Consider the following 14,295-nt stretch of genomic DNA (forward strand, 5'->3'; position numbering starts at 1 on the left):
AAGGTCCTTCGGCTGCGCCGTACGCCAGATGAAGGATGACAGCCGTTTTTCAGATTCTAGCTTCCCCCACCGAATGAAAAATTCTTTTCGTTTTCTTCCGCTGCTGAGCTTGCTGGCTTTGAGCCCCACCGCCGAGGCCCAGCAGGCGCCGGCCGCCCGCCCGGCCATGTCGCAGCGCATGGCCGACGCGTTTATCGGCTGGTACCCCGATTCCATCGTTATCGGCAACCGCAAAACCGCCCGCTGGGACTACGAGCAAGGCCTGATGCTCAAGGCCCTGGAGCGGGTGTGGCAGCGCACCGGCGACCCGAAGTACTTCGGCTACATCCAGAAGGACCTCGACCAGTTCATCCGGCCCGACGGCACGATTCGCACCTACAAGCTGGAGGACTACAACCTCGACAACCTCACCACCGGCCACGCCGTGCTGCTGCTGAGCCAGATTTCGGTGGGCAGCGCGGCCACCCAGCAGAAGTACGTGAAGGCGGCCCAGCTGCTGCGCCAGCAGCTGGAGGGGCAGCCGCGCACCAAGGCCGGCGGCTTCTGGCACAAGAAAGTGTATCCCAACCAGATGTGGCTCGACGGCCTCTACATGGCCGAGCCCTTTTATGCCGAGTACAGCAAGGTTTTCAATCAGCCCCAGGGCTTCGACGACGTGGCCAAGCAGTTTGCGCTGATTGAGCAGAACCTCGTCGACCCCAAAACCGGCTTGCTCTACCACGGCTACGACGAAAGCCGGGAGCAGAAGTGGGCCAACAAAACCACCGGCCAGTCGCCCAACTTCTGGGACCGGGGCATGGGCTGGTACGCCATGGCGCTGGTGGACGTGCTCGACTACTTTCCCCAGAACCACCCGCAGCGCCAGCAGCTCATCAAGGACGTGCAGCGCCTGGCACCGGTGCTGGTGAAGTACCAGGATGCGAAGACCGGCACCTGGTCGTTGGTGGTCGACCAGGCCACGCGCAAGGGCAACTACGCCGAAGCCTCGGGCAGCAGCATGTTCGTGTACTTCCTGCAGAAGGGCGTGCGCATGGGCTACCTCGACAAGAAGTACGCCGACGCGGCCAAAAAGGGCTACGACGGGCTGCTAAAGACCTTTGTGGCCGAGGAAAGCGGGGCGCTGGCCTTCAACGGGACGGTGAGCGTGGGCGGCCTGGGCGGCAATCCGTACCGGGACGGCTCGTTTGAGTACTACCTCACCGAGCCGCTGCGCAAGAACGATTTGAAGGGCGTCGGGCCGTTTATTCTGGCCAGCATCGAGATGGAAACGGCCGCCGGGCAGGCCCTGGGCCGGGGCAAAACCGTGGGGCTCGACAACTACTTCAACCACGAGCTGCGCAAGAACCCCATTACCGGGCAGGAAGAAACCTGGCACTACACCTGGGACGACCGCACCCACGGCGGCTTCTACTTCTGGGGCACGCAGTGGCGCGACCTGGGCGCCCAGACCCGCTACGTGACCACCGCGCCCACCGCTGCCTCGCTCAAGAACGTGAACGTGTACATCATCGTCGACCCCGATACCAAGAAGGAGACGCCCAAGCCCAACTACGTGCAGCCCACCGACGTGCAGGCCGTGACGGACTGGGTAAAGGCCGGCGGCGTGCTGGTGCTAATGGCCAATGACACCTCGAACTGCGAAATTCCGCGCTTCAACAAGCTGGCCGAAGCCTTCGGCATTCACTTCGACGCGGTGAACCTAAACATGGTGAAGGGCAGCCAGTTCGAGCAGGGCCTGGTGGAGCTGCCGGCCGGCAACGCCGTCTTCAAAACCGCCCGCGCCGCCTACATCAAGGAGCTGGCCCCGCTCACGCTCAGCGGCCCGGCCAAACCGCTCATCAGCAAGGACAAATACGTCATCATGGCTACCGCTAAGGTGGGCAAGGGCACGGTCTTCGCCGTGGGTGACCCGTGGCTGTACACCGAGTACGTGGACGGCCGCAAGATTCCGGCGCAGTTCCAGAATTTCGCCGCCGCCAAAGACCTGGCCACCTGGCTGCTGCAGCAGGCGAAGTAATTTCGGGGAACAAGTAAGAGGGGACACGTAACAGGTCAGAACGACTAACCTGTCACGTGTCCCCTCTTACTTCGTCACCTCTTACTCCTCTGCCCGCCGCGTCGATTCGCGCACGGAGAGGTGGGAAGGCACGATGATAGTGGTCGGTGGGGCGGCTTTCTGCTTCCGCTCGATCAGCTCGATCAGGCGCTCGGCGGCAATCTGCCCGATTTCCTGAGCCGGCTGCACCACCGTGCTCAGCGAAGGGGAAAGTAAGTCGGCCACGTTCAGGTTGGTGAAGCCGATCAGCGACACGTCCTGCGGAATGGCAATCTTGCGCCGCTGCAGGGCGGCCAGCGCGCCCAGGGCCAGGCGGTCGGAGGCGGTGAAGAAGGCGTCGGGCGGGGAGGCCTGCGCCAGCAGATCATCCACCATCGTGGTGGCTTCGTCGGGGCCGAAGGTACCGTAGCGCACCAGGCTTTCGTCGTATTCGAGGCCGTACTGCTCCAGGGCGGCGCGGTAGCCGGCCAGGCGCTCCTGGGTGATGCTGATCCACGGCGGAATGGTCAGGTGGGCAATGCGCCTGCGCCCGGCCTTGATCAGGTGCTCGGTGGCGGCGAAGGCCCCGGCAAAGTTGTCGGCCACCACTTTGGTCGTGTTCAGCTCCGTCGACACGCGGTCGAACTGCACGATGGGCATGTTGCGGTCGAGCAGCTCGCGCAGGTGCTCCACGTCCGAAGTTTCGCTGCTGAGCGAGATGAGCAGCCCGTCGACCTTGCGCGAGAGGGCCTGCTGCACGTTGGCCACTTCCCGCTCGTACGACTCGTGCGTCTGGAAAATGATGACGTGGTAGCCACGGTTGTAGGCAATGGCCTCGATGCCGTTGATGGCCTGCGAGAAGAAGTAATTGGCAATCTGCGGCACGATGACGGCAATGGCCCGCGAAGAGGAGCCCTTCAAACTCAGCGCAATGGGGTTGGGCCGGTAGTTGAGGCGCTCGGCGTACTCCAGCACCAGCCGTTTCGTCTCGGGGTTGATTTCATAGCTGCCGCGCAAGGCCCGCGACACCGTGGAGGTCGACAGGTTCAGGGCGCGGGCAATGTCTTTGATGGTGACGGTATCCAAGGGTGGGTGGGCTGGTGAAAGTACAATTAATCGCGCCGCGTAGTTAAGGCTTTTTTTTGGCTCCGAAACAGGAGAGTGCAGCAGAGCGCGAAGGCCGAACTTGTGGCAAGGGGACAACTGCGCGAATTGGCAACGTTCCCGATAACGATTGCGCAAATAAAGTCAGAAGGCGGTTTCGTTTTGTCTCAGAAGCTATGAAAATTAACAAACCAGCTCCGACGAAACCGCTTTGCCGGCCGCTGATTGATCCTCGAAAAGTTATTAACGACTCCGCATGGCCCACGTTCCCGAATGGTTTAGTCTCGCTGGCAAAACGGCCCTGGTAACGGGCTGCAACAAGGGTATTGGGCAGGGCATGGCCCTGGGCCTGGCCGAAGCCGGCGCGGACATCATCGGCGTGTCGGCCACCATGCCGCTGAGCGGCGGCCGGACGCAGCAGCAGGTGGAAGCCCTGGGCCGCAAGTTTACCGCCTACCAGTGCAACTTCGGCCAGCGCGCTGCCACCGACGCCTTTATCGCCCAGGTGATGCTGGACTTTCCGCGCATCGACATCCTGGTGAATAACGCCGGCACCATCAAGCGCGCCCCGGCCGCCGAGCACGCGGACGAGCTCTGGGACGAAGTGCTGCAAATCAACCTCGACGCCCCGTTCCGCCTGGCCCGCGCCATCGGCGGGCGCATGCTGGAGCAGGGCGCCGGCAAAATCATCTTCACGGCGTCGCTCTTGACCTTCCAGGGCGGCATCAACGTGCCGGGCTACGCGGCCAGCAAAGGCGCCATTGGCTCGGTGGTCAAAGCCTTAGCCAATGAATGGGCCGGCCGCGGCGTGAACGTTAATGCCATTGCCCCGGGTTATATCGCCACCGACAACACGGAGGCCCTGCGCAACGACCCGGACCGCTCCACCAGCATCCTAGGCCGCATCCCCGCCGGCCGCTGGGGCACCCCGGATGACTTCAAAGGCCCCACCGTGTTCCTCGCCTCCCCGGCCAGCGACTACGTGCACGGCACCATCCTCACCGTCGACGGCGGCTGGATGGGCCGCTAACCAAGGTGAAGTAGCGAAGCGGTGCAGTTGTGAAACTCTCTGCTTGCCATTTGCCATTTCACCCTTCACAACTCCACAAGTTCACTACCTGATGACCCAACGCTTCGCCGTCAGCCCCCGCGAAACCGCCCAGATGACTACCGCCGAACGGCGGGCGCATTTCCTGATCGACACCCTGTTCGTGCCCGGCGACATCACGCTGGTCTACACGCACTACGACCGCATGATCGTGGGCGGGGTGCAGCCGCAGGGCCAGCCGCTTGGCTTGCCCAACCCGGGCGAGCTGAAGGCCAACTTCTTCCTGGAGCGCCGCGAGCTGGGCATTCTCAACATCGGCGGCGCGGGCCAGGTGACGGTGGACGGCACGGTGTACGAGCTGGGCAACCAGGACTGCCTCTACGTGGGCCGCGGGTCGAAAGACGTGCAGTTCGCGGGCGAAGGCGCCAAGTACTACGTGCTGTCGGCGCCGGCGCACCAGCACTACCCAACCACGCGCCGCACGCAGGCCGAGGCCACGCCGGTGCAGATGGGCGCGCTGGAAACGGCCAACCAGCGCACCATCTACAAGTACATCTACAACGAGGGCATTGCCAGCTGCCAGCTGGTGATGGGCCTCACGCAGCTCCAGGCCGGCTCGGTGTGGAACACCATGCCCTCGCACACCCACACGCGGCGCATGGAGGCCTACCTCTACTTCAACCTGCCCGACAACCAGCGCGTGCTGCACCTGCTGGGCGAGCCGAGCGAAACGCGCCCCTTGTGGGTCAGCAACGAGCAGGCCATCCTCTCCCCGCCCTGGTCCATCCACACCGGCTGCGGCACCAGCGCCTACGCCTTCATCTGGGGCATGGCCGGCGAAAACCTGGAATACACCGACATGGACCCCGTGGGCATCTACGACCTGCGCTAGTTCCTTTCTCACCCGCTTTCGATTCCCACATCGTTCTTTCCATGAAAAAACATCTATTCCTGGCCGGCTCGCTGCTTAGTATGGCAGTGGTGGCCAATGCTCAGCAGGGCCGCCGCATCAGCGGCGTCGTGCGCTCGGCCAAGGGCGAGGAGCTGCCCGGCGTGACCGTAGTGGTGAAAGGCACTACCAACGGCGCCACCACCGACCCCGAGGGCAAGTTCAGCCTGAACGTGACGGGCGACAACCCCGTGCTGCGCTTCAGCTACATCGGCTTCGAGCCGCAGGACGTGCCGGTGGGCGCCGGCGGCGACCTGACCGTGACGCTGAAAGAGGATGCCAAAACCCTGGAGGACGTGGTGGTTATCGGCTACCAGGAAGTGCCGCGCCGCGACGTGACCGGCTCGGTGGCGTCGGTGACGGCCCAGCAGATCAAGGACATTCCCGTCAACTCCGCCGCGGAGGCCCTGACCGGCCGCCTCGCCGGCGTGCAGCTGACGGCTTCGGAAGGCCAGCCCGGCTCCGATATCCGCATCCGCGTGCGCGGCGGCGGTTCCATCACCCAGGACAACTCGCCGCTGTACGTGGTGGACGGGGTGCAGATCGAAAACGCCCTGCAGGTGATTTCGCCCCAGGACATTCTGTCCGTCGACGTGCTGAAGGACGCCTCGGCCACGGCCATTTACGGCGCGCGCGGGGCCAACGGCGTCGTCATCATCACCACCAAGGGCGGGCGCGAAGGCCGCACCACCGTTACCTACAACGGCTTCGCGGGCTTCCGCCAGATTACCAAGCGCCTCGACGTGCTCAAGCCGGCCGACTACCTGGACTACGCCTACGAGAAGTCGCGGATTTCGGGCGGGCAGCCGCTGACCAACTTCTACAAGCGCTTTGGCACCCTCTCCAGCGACACGCTCAGCAATTTGCGCGACGCCGAGTTCATCGACTGGCAGGACAAGGTATTCGGCCGCCGGGCCTTCCAGCAGACGCACAACGTGGCCGTGGCCGGTGGGGCCAAAGGCACGACCTACTCGCTGAGCCTGACGCGCAACGACGAAAACGGCATCCAGATTCTGTCGGGCTTCACCCGCAACCTGGTCAACTTCCGCCTCGACCACAAGGCCAACGACAAGTTCCGCTTCGGCTTCAGCACCCGCTTCACCGACCAGGTGATTCGGGGCGCGGGCACCTCGAACCAGGGTACCGGCTCGACCACCAACACCCGCCTGCGCAACACGCTGGTGTATCAGCCGCTGGCCACGCTGGCGCAGCTGAACTCCGGCGTGCTCATCGACGACAACCCCGACGACGACTTCTTCAGCAGCTCGGGCAACCTCTCGAACCCGGTGCTGACGCTCAATAACGAATACCGCCGCGACCGGCGCCGCGTGTTCAACCTGAGCGGCAACGCCACCTACAACATCCGCAAGAACCTGGCCTTCCGCGCTACGCTGGGCTTCGACAATACCAACGGCCGTCGGGAGTTGTTCTACGGGCAGTTTTCGCCCAACATCCGCAACTTCTCCAACCTGCCCTACGCCACCATCGGCACCACGCAGGCCTACAGCCTGAACCAGTCGAACGTGCTGACGTACAACCTGAAGCAGGGTAAGCACCAGTTCGACGCGCTGCTGGGGCAGGAAATCTACATGCGCCGCAACACGCTGCTGAGCATTGCCGGCTACTACCTGCCCAAGACCATTACGGCGGAGCGCGCCATCGACAACATCGCCCAGCGCGACTACACCGCGCCCAACACGCCGCAGCCCGCGCCCTCGACGGGTGTGTCGGAAGACTCGCGCCTGCTCTCGGGCTTCGGGCGCCTGAACTACGGCTACGCCGACAAGTACCTCTTCACCTTCACGATGCGCGGGGACGGGTCGTCGAAGTTCCGGGACAACAATATTTGGGGCTACTTCCCGGCCGGCTCGGCCGCGTGGCGCATCTCGCAGGAGTCGTTTATGCAGCCCTACGCGGCTGTCGTGTCGGACATGAAGCTGCGGGCCTCCTACGGCCTGTCGGGCAACAACCGCATCCGCGACTTCCTCTACGACCCGCTGTTCGGGGTGTCGAACCCCGACAGCGACCTGCCCAACACGTACTACGCGCTCAACGACGTGCTCACGCCGGGTACCGCGCTGATCGGGTTGGCCAACCGCGGGCTGAAGTGGGAAACCACGGCCAGCGCCAACGTGGGCCTGGACGTGTCCCTGTTCAGCAACCGGGTGCAGTTCTCCATTGACGCCTACCGCAGCAAAACCACCGACCTGCTCATCAACCAGCCCATCCAACCGACCACGGGCTACAACTCGCAGCTGAAAAACATCGGCGCAACGTCGAACCGCGGGATTGAGCTGCAGCTGTCGGGCACGGTGATTCAGAACGGCAGCTTCAACTGGAACGCCAGCGGCAACATCTCCTTCAACCGCAACAAGGTGGAAAGCCTCGGCAACGTGAGCGAACTGCCGATTCAGTACTCGGGCTGGGCCAGCACGGCCATTCCGGGCGACTACTACGTGGCCGTGGGCCAGCCCACGGGCCTGATGTACGGCTACGTGACGGACTTCGACAACGGCAGCCAAGGTTTCTACACGGCCGACGACTTCACCGGCTACAACGCCGCCACCGGCCAGTGGACGCTCAAGCCGGGCGTGGTAAGCGACCGGAGCGTGGTGGGCTTTAGCGCCACCGGCGCGCAGGTAACGCCGGGTACCATCAAGCTGAAAGACCTGAACGAAGACGGCGTGGTGGATTCCAATGACCGCACCGTCATCGGCAACGCCAACCCCAAGTTCACGGGCGGCCTGAACCAGCAGTTCACCTGGAAGAACTTCGACGCCAGCGTGTTTCTGAACTTCGTCTACGGCAACGACATCTACAACGCCAACAAGATCGAGCTGACCTCCTACCTGGCCAACACCAACCTGAGCAACGGCCTGGCTGTTATGAAGGACCGTTACCGCACCATCGACGAGAACGGGGCCATCATCACCGACCTGGAAACTACGCGCCGGGTCAATCAGGGGGCCCAGATCTGGAGCCCGACCCGCACGCTGTTCCCGCACTCCTGGGCTATTGAGGACGGCTCGTTCCTGCGCGTGAACAACATCACCCTGGGCTACTCCCTGCCCAAGGGCGTGGCATCGGCAGCCAAGCTGCAGCAGGCCCGCTTCTACGTGACGGTGAATAACCTCTACACGTTCAGCAAGTACTCGGGCTACGACCCGGAGGTGAACACCCGTACGGCCAACCCGCTGACCCCCGGCGTGGACTACGCCGCCTACCCGCGCAGCCGCGCTTTCCTGGCCGGCGTGAACCTGACTTTCTAGTATTCCCACCCGCAGTTGACATTCCCGATGAAATCGATATTCCGTCCGTCGCTCGTTGCCTTAGGCATCATTGGCCTGAGCAGCCTGACGGCCTGCAACGACTTCCTGACCGTGGAGCCGACGGCCACCGACACGCCCGAAACCGTGTTTAGCACCGTCACCGGCGCCTACAACTCCGTTATCGGTGCCTATGCTCCGCTGGCCGGCGACGCTTCCTACGGCAACCGCATCAGCGGCTACTTTCCCTACGACTCGGAGGACTTCCTGAACTCGCCCACCGGCGACGACGCCGGCGAAGGCCGCCGCGGCATTGCGCGCTACAACTCGGCCGTGACCAATGCCGACGTGCGCAACGCCTGGAACGCGCTGTACCGCGGTATCGGCCGGGCCAACGTCTGCATCAAGTACATTCCGGAAATGGAGCTGTACAACACTCCCGGGGCCGCGGGCTACGAAGAGGTGCGCCGCCTGCACGGCGAGGCCCTGACGCTGCGGGCGCAGTACTTCTTCGAATTGGTGCGCAACTGGGGCGACGTGCCCGCGCCCTTCGAAGCCACCGAGACGGGTCAGGATTTTAACATTCCGCGCGTCGACCGCAACATCATTTTCGACCGCCTGCTGGCCGACCTCGACCTGGCGGCCAAGCTGGTGCCGTGGCGCTCGACGGCGGGGGCGGCCAACGAGCGTATCACCAAAGGCGCCGTGAAGGCCCTGCGGGCCCGCGTCGCGCTGTACCGCGCCGGTTTCTACTTCGACCCGAAAACCTCGCGGGTGGAGCGCGCCGCCGACTACCGCAAGTTCTACGACACGGTGCGCGTGGAGTGCCGCGAGCTGATGGCCATGCGCGGGGAGCACACGCTCAACACCTCGTTTGAGGAGCCGTTCCGCAGCATTGCCGAGTACCGCCGCGACGCGGCTAACGAAATCGTCTTCCAAGTGGCCATGGGCGGCACCGTCAACGCCGGGTCCACCGACAGCAAGCTGGGCTACTTCAACGGCCCGCGCACGGCCATCAGCGGCGGCACCCAGACGCAGGGCGCCATCGTGGTGCAGCCCACGTACTTCTACGCGTTTGACCCCACCGATACGCGCCGCGACGTAACCATCGCGCCGTACACCGTGGACGCGTCGTCGCGCCGAGTGCCCGCCAACCTCATCACCGCCTACGACGGCAAGTTCCGCCGCGAGTGGAGCAGCAACGCCGCCGTGCGCAACTCGGCCGCGCAGAGCATGGGCTACAACTGGCCGCTGATCCGCTTCTCCGACGTGCTGCTGATGTTTGCCGAAGCGGAAAACGAGGCGCTGAACGGCCCGAGCACCGACGCCCAGGCGGCCCTGCGCGAAGTGCGCGCCCGCGCCTACGGCAGCGCCACGCTGCCCGCCATGCCCGGCAGCTACACCGACTTCCGCGACGCCATCATTCGGGAGCGGAACCTGGAGTTCGGCGGGGAAGGCATCCGCAAGTACGACCTGATGCGCTGGAACCTGCTGGGTGCCAAGTTTCAGGAAATCAAGAACACGCTGCGTGCCTGGACCAACGCCACCACGCCGAACCTGAACATCCCGACCTACATGTACTACATCACCCAGACGGTTCCCGGCCCGTTGGTAGCGGTGAATTCGTACTACGGTCCGTCGCCGACCAGCAACCCCCCCAGCGGCCAGACCCGGGTGAACTGGCGCAACAGCATCACCGAGGCCCGCATTGCCGACATTGCCGCCAGCTACGTCGACGCCCGCCAGCTGCTGCCCATCCCGGCCGAGTCGCGCAATACCAACCCGCTGCTGACCCAGAACCCGAGCTATGCCCAATAGCGCGGCTTCGGACCACGCCACTGCGCAGTTTTGCGCCGGCCACGGGCTCCCTTGGGAGTCCGTGGCCGAGGGCGTGCGGCGGCAGGTGCTGGCCTACGGGCCGGCGCTGATGCTGGTGAAAGTGGCCTTCGAGGCCGGCGCCGTGGGGGCGGAGCACCAGCACCCGCACGCGCAGACCAGCTACGTGGAAAGCGGCGCGTTCGAGTACACCATTGCCGGCGACACCCGGGTGCTGCGCCCCGGTGACAGCTGCTTTGTGCCGGGCAATACCCTGCACGGCACCACCTGCCTGGAAAGCGGTGTGCTGCTGGATTCCTTTTCTCCCCTGCGGGAGGATTTTTTGCAATAACCCGCCGCGGTGCGGGCGAATAAGAAGATGCGCGAGATGATGCGACGTTGGTTGACTAGATTGGTACTGGGAGCGGGCTTTGCCCTGGTGAGTGGCGCGGCTGCGGCCCAGCAACTCACCGTGGCCGCCGACGGCACCGGCCAGTTTAAAACGGTGCAGGAGGCCATCAACAGCCTGCCGGCCCACGCCGACAAACCGCGCGTCATCACCATCAAGAAGGGCATCTACCGCGAGCAGCTCTTCATCGACGGCAAAGACCACCTGACTTTGCGCGGCGCCGGTGAGGCGCTGACCTGGATTCAGGTGTCCTTGGCCCGCGAGGCAGCCCGCTGCGCCGGCAATACCGACGACTGGGGCGTGGCCACCATCAACGTGCGCAACTCGCCCGACCTGACGCTGGAAAACCTGAGCGTGGTGAACAGCCACGGCCTCGACTCGCCCGACGACCAGGTCATTCCGTGCCCGACGGACCCGACGGGCTCGAAGAAAATCGGCGGCTCGACCCACCAGATGGCCCTGCGCACCTTCGCTGGCTCGCCCCGCATGAAGTTTGTGCACTGCACCTTCCGGGCCTACGGCGGCGACACCGTGAGCCCCTGGGACACCGAGGGTGGGCAGTTCTACTTCAAGGACTGCACCCTGGAAGGCGGCGTCGACTTCTACTGCCCGCGCGGCTGGGCCTACGCCGAAAACTGCCGCTTTATCTGCCACAGCACCTCGGCCGCCATCTGGCACGACGGCACCGGCAGCAAGGCCTCCAAGATGGTGCTGAAGAACTGCACCTTCGAGGGCGACAAAGGCTTCAAGCTCGGCCGCTACCACCGCGAGTCGCAGTTTTACCTCGTCGGCTGCAAGTTCAGCGAGAACATGGCCGACGCCGATATCTACCACGCCACGTCCGGACCCGGCACCCCGCTCTGGGGCCGCCGCGTGTACTACGCCGACTGCCACCGCAAGGGCGGCGACTACGCCTGGCACTCGGATAACCTGGTGACGGCCGACGGCGCGCCGACCGAAAAGCAAATCAACGCGGCCTGGACCTTTGGCGGCGCCTGGGACCCGGTGTCCGGCAAGGTCAACGCGGCGGCCGTTGCGGCGGCCGCGCCAGCGGCCAAGGACTCGGTGGCCGAGCGCATGCTGGTGTACCAGCGCGCCATCGGCGGCTGGCCCAAGGCGGTAGGGGAGAAGAAGGTGGATTATCAGAAAGCGCTGACCACGGCCGAGCGCGTGCAGACCCGCAAGGACGCCGTGCGCAAGGACGCCACCATCGACAACAACGCCACCACCCGCGAAATCACCTACCTGCTCGGGGCTTACAAGAAAACCAACAACCTGGCCTACCGGCAGGCGGCCGAGCGCGGCATCCGCTACCTGCTGCAGATGCAGCACAAAAACGGCGGATTCCCGCAGTTCTACCCCGACAGCTCCTCCTACCGCGCCCAGATTACCTACAACGACAACGCCATGATCAAGGTGTTGTGGGTGCTCAAGAACGTGGCCGACAAAAAGGGCGACTACGCGCTGGTTGACTTCAGCCTGGTGCCCGCCGCCGAGCAGGCCGTGCAGCGCGGCATCAGCTGCATTCTGAAGACGCAGTACGTGCAGCGCGGCAAGCTCACCGCTTGGTGCGCCCAGCACGACCGCCGCACCCTGCTGCCCTGCAAGGCCCGCGCCTTCGAGCTGGCGGCGCTGAGCGGCATGGAGACGGTGGGCATCGTGGAGTTTCTGCTGGCCCAGGATAACCCCTCGCCCGAAATCAAGCAGAGCATCGAGGCGGCCGTGGCCTGGCTGAACCAGGTCAAAATCGAGGGTTATACCGTGAAAGATGTGGACGACCCGGCCCAGCCGACAGGTAAGGACAGGAGAGTATTGCCCGAGGCCGGCTCTACTTTGTGGGCACGTTTTTACGACCTGGAAACCAACCAACCGATATACGTCGGCCGCGACGGCATGAAACACGCCGCCCTGGCCGACATCGAACACGAACGCCGCGTGGGCTACGCCTACCTCGGCACCTGGCCGGCCAAACTGCTGGCCAAAGCATACCCCCAGTGGCAACACCAGCGGGCGAACGGAAAGAGCGGATTATAAGAGAATACCACCCCCATGAGCTACTTGTCTCGCAACATCGTGCTGGCCCCCGGGACCAGCCCGGCCGTCACGCTGCCGGAAGCCGCCCAACTGGCGCTGCCCGAGAAGGTCCTGCAATTCGGTACCGGCGTGCTGCTGCGCGGCCTGCCCGACTACCTGATCGACAAGGCCAACCGCCAGGGCATCTTCAACGGCCGCATCGTGGTGGTGAAGTCGACCGACGGCGGCGACATCAACGCCTTCGCCCGCCAGAATGGCCTTTACACGCTCTGCATCCGCGGCATCGAGGATGGCCAGCAGGTCGAGGAAAACGTGGTCAGCGCGTCCATCAGCCGCGTGCTGTCGGCCAAAAGCCAGTGGGCCGAGGTGCTGCGCTGCGCCCAGTCGCCCGACCTGCAGGTGGTTATCAGCAACACCACGGAAGTGGGCATTCAGCTGGTGGCCGACGACGTGCGCCAGTCGCCGCCCGTGTCCTTCCCCGGCAAGCTGCTGGCGGTGCTCTACGTACGCTGGAAAGCCTTTAAGGGCGACCGGTCTAAGGGCCTGGTCATTGTACCTACTGAGCTGGTGCCCGACAACGGCCGCAAGCTGGAAGCCATTCTGCTGGAGCTGGCCCACCGCAACGAGCTGGAAGCCGAGTTTATCGACTGGCTGGAAGCCGCCAACACCTGCTGCAACTCCCTGGTGGACCGCATCGTGCCGGGCCGCCCCGACGTGGGCGCCTACAACGCCTTGACCGAGGAGCTGGGCTACGACGACGACCTGCTCACGATGTCGGAGGTATACCGCCTCTGGGCCATCGAGGGCGACGAGAAGGTGCGCGCGGTGCTGTCGTTCGAGCAGGCCGACAAGGGCGTCATCATTCAGCCCGACATCAACCAGTTCCGCGAGTTGAAGCTGCGCATGCTCAACGGCACGCACACCCTGAGCTGCGGCCTGGCCTTCCTGAGCGGCTTCGAGACGGTGCGCAGCGCCATGGAAGACGAGGTAATGGGCCAGTTCATCAGCCGCCTGATGGTGGACGATTTGCGCCCCGGCATCCCCTACAAAATCGACGAGGCGGTGGCCCGCGACTTCGCCCGGCAGGTGCTCGACCGGTTCCGCAACCCCTTCATCGAGCACCGCTGGCTGGCCATCACGCTGAACTACACGGCCAAGATGCAGATGCGCAACGTGGCCACCCTGGTGCACTACGCCGAGCAGTGGAAGAAAGCGCCGCAGTGCGCCGCCCTGGGCTTCGCAGCCTACCTGCTCTTCATGCGGGCCACCGAGCAGAAAGACCACACCTGGTACGGCGAGCTGAACGGCGAGCAGTACCCCATTCAGGACGAAAAAGCCGGCTACTTCGCCGACCTCTGGCAGCGCCTGCCGCCCGCCGAGCTGGTGAGCGTGGTGCTGCACAACCAGGCCCTCTGGAACCACGACCTGACCGCCCTGCCGGGCTTCGCCACGGCCGTGACCGGCTACCTGCAGCAGATGCTGGAGGAAGGCGTGTACGCTACCGTGGCCAAGCACCTGCGGAGCGAAGTGCCGGCGTAGTTTGTTGTAAGAGGTAAAGTCATGCCGAGCGCCGCCGAAACACTTGGCGCGCTTCGTTGAACAGCTAATCCAGAAGGTCATGCTGAGCTTGTCGAA

9 protein-coding genes are annotated in these 14,295 nt (G+C 64.3%); 8 read left to right on the forward strand and 1 reads right to left on the reverse strand.

From position 1 onward, the window contains the following. The first annotated feature begins 73 nt into the window (after window positions 1-73). Entirely contained in the window at window positions 74-2,017 is a 1,944-nt protein-coding gene (locus DLM85_RS20180) for a glycoside hydrolase family 88 protein (RefSeq protein WP_165822224.1), read from the forward strand. Between the two features lie 81 nt (window positions 2,018-2,098). On the opposite strand, the gene DLM85_RS20185 is transcribed toward DLM85_RS20180, so the two are convergent. Beyond that, entirely contained in the window at window positions 2,099-3,121 is a 1,023-nt protein-coding gene (locus DLM85_RS20185; protein ID WP_111479987.1) for a LacI family DNA-binding transcriptional regulator, read from the reverse strand. Between the two features lie 274 nt (window positions 3,122-3,395). Here DLM85_RS20185 and DLM85_RS20190 point away from each other — a divergent pair, with 274 nt between their 5' ends. The 7 genes from DLM85_RS20190 to DLM85_RS20220 all read left to right on the forward strand — a co-directional run bounded on the left by DLM85_RS20190 (window position 3,396) and on the right by DLM85_RS20220 (window position 14,199). Continuing rightward, the gene (locus DLM85_RS20190; RefSeq protein WP_111479988.1) at window positions 3,396-4,169 is read left to right on the forward strand and encodes an SDR family oxidoreductase; all 774 of its coding nucleotides are present in this window, start codon (window positions 3,396-3,398) and stop codon (window positions 4,167-4,169) included. Between the two features lie 91 nt (window positions 4,170-4,260). Beyond that, window positions 4,261-5,079: a 5-dehydro-4-deoxy-D-glucuronate isomerase gene (gene kduI, locus DLM85_RS20195; RefSeq protein WP_111479989.1), complete on the forward strand. Its 819-nt coding sequence runs from the start codon at window positions 4,261-4,263 to the stop codon at window positions 5,077-5,079. 41 nt (window positions 5,080-5,120) lie between these two features. Next, the gene (locus tag DLM85_RS20200; RefSeq protein WP_111479990.1) at window positions 5,121-8,405 is read left to right on the forward strand and encodes a SusC/RagA family TonB-linked outer membrane protein; all 3,285 of its coding nucleotides are present in this window, start codon (window positions 5,121-5,123) and stop codon (window positions 8,403-8,405) included. A 27-nt stretch (window positions 8,406-8,432) separates the two neighbouring features. Continuing rightward, a complete protein-coding gene (locus DLM85_RS20205) occupies window positions 8,433-10,220 on the forward strand; it encodes a RagB/SusD family nutrient uptake outer membrane protein (RefSeq protein WP_111479991.1) in 1,788 nt (595 codons plus the stop codon). Continuing rightward, a complete protein-coding gene (locus DLM85_RS20210; protein WP_111479992.1) occupies window positions 10,210-10,569 on the forward strand; it encodes a cupin domain-containing protein in 360 nt (119 codons plus the stop codon). Before DLM85_RS20205 ends, DLM85_RS20210 begins: the two co-directional genes overlap by 11 nt. Window positions 10,570-10,620: 51 nt before the next feature. After that, window positions 10,621-12,660, forward strand: a complete 2,040-nt coding sequence (gene pelA, locus DLM85_RS20215; RefSeq protein ID WP_165822225.1) for a pectate lyase — start codon at window positions 10,621-10,623, stop codon at window positions 12,658-12,660. Window positions 12,661-12,675: 15 nt separating this feature from the next. Continuing rightward, window positions 12,676-14,199, forward strand: a complete 1,524-nt coding sequence (locus tag DLM85_RS20220) for a tagaturonate reductase (RefSeq protein WP_111479994.1) — start codon at window positions 12,676-12,678, stop codon at window positions 14,197-14,199. The last annotated feature ends 96 nt before the right edge of the window (window positions 14,200-14,295 follow it).

Origin of the sequence: Hymenobacter edaphi (assembly GCF_003258365.1) — a bacterium.
In the GTDB taxonomy this organism is placed as follows: Bacteria; Bacteroidota; Bacteroidia; order Cytophagales; family Hymenobacteraceae; genus Solirubrum; species Solirubrum edaphi.

Bases quoted from the DNA above. Each gene is read 5' to 3' on its own strand.
- DLM85_RS20180 (WP_165822224.1), top strand. From the start codon at position 74: ATGAAAAATTCTTTTCGTTTTCTTCCGCTGCTGAGCTTGCTGGCTTTG.
- DLM85_RS20190 (WP_111479988.1), top strand. From the start codon at position 3,396: ATGGCCCACGTTCCCGAATGGTTTAGTCTCGCTGGCAAAACGGCCCTG.
- kduI (WP_111479989.1), top strand. From the start codon at position 4,261: ATGACCCAACGCTTCGCCGTCAGCCCCCGCGAAACCGCCCAGATGACT.
- DLM85_RS20200 (WP_111479990.1), top strand. From the start codon at position 5,121: ATGAAAAAACATCTATTCCTGGCCGGCTCGCTGCTTAGTATGGCAGTG.
- DLM85_RS20205 (WP_111479991.1), top strand. From the start codon at position 8,433: ATGAAATCGATATTCCGTCCGTCGCTCGTTGCCTTAGGCATCATTGGC.
- DLM85_RS20210 (WP_111479992.1), top strand. From the start codon at position 10,210: ATGCCCAATAGCGCGGCTTCGGACCACGCCACTGCGCAGTTTTGCGCC.
- DLM85_RS20220 (WP_111479994.1), top strand. From the start codon at position 12,676: ATGAGCTACTTGTCTCGCAACATCGTGCTGGCCCCCGGGACCAGCCCG.